General features: G+C 71.5%; 1 protein-coding gene. It reads left to right on the top strand.

Annotation, left to right across the window (positions count from 1 at the left end):
- On the top strand, positions 1-369 hold a 369-nt coding region (locus OC373_RS18930; protein WP_261998288.1), incomplete at both ends, for an HAD family hydrolase.

Below are 369 nucleotides of genomic sequence, written 5' to 3'. Positions count from 1 at the left end.
GCCGTAAGTTCGAGTTCGACCGCGTGGAGGGCTTCGACTCGGTGACCGGCATGGGGGTGCGCGGGACCGTGGCGGGCCACGAACTGGCGCTGGGCAATACCGCACTCATGGAGGACCTGGGCGCCAACCCCGGTGCGCATGTCGACGTGGCCGAGCGCCTGCGGCGCGAGGGCGCAAGCGCCATGTTCCTCGCCGTGGACGGTCGCTTGGCGGGCCTGATCGCGGTCGCCGACCCGATCAAGGCATCGGCCGCGGCCGCCATCGATGAGCTGCACGCTGCCGGGCTGCGCATCATCATGGCCACCGGCGACGGACTCACCACCGCGCGGGCCGTGGCCACGGAGCTGGGTCTGGACGAAGTGCATGGCG

This window comes from Stenotrophomonas sp. Ste96, assembly GCF_024519495.1.
GTDB classification, from domain to species: domain Bacteria; phylum Pseudomonadota; class Gammaproteobacteria; order Xanthomonadales; family Xanthomonadaceae; genus Stenotrophomonas; species Stenotrophomonas bentonitica_A.
Note: the sequence above shows the minus strand (reverse complement) of the source record. Positions and strands in the feature narration are given on the sequence as shown.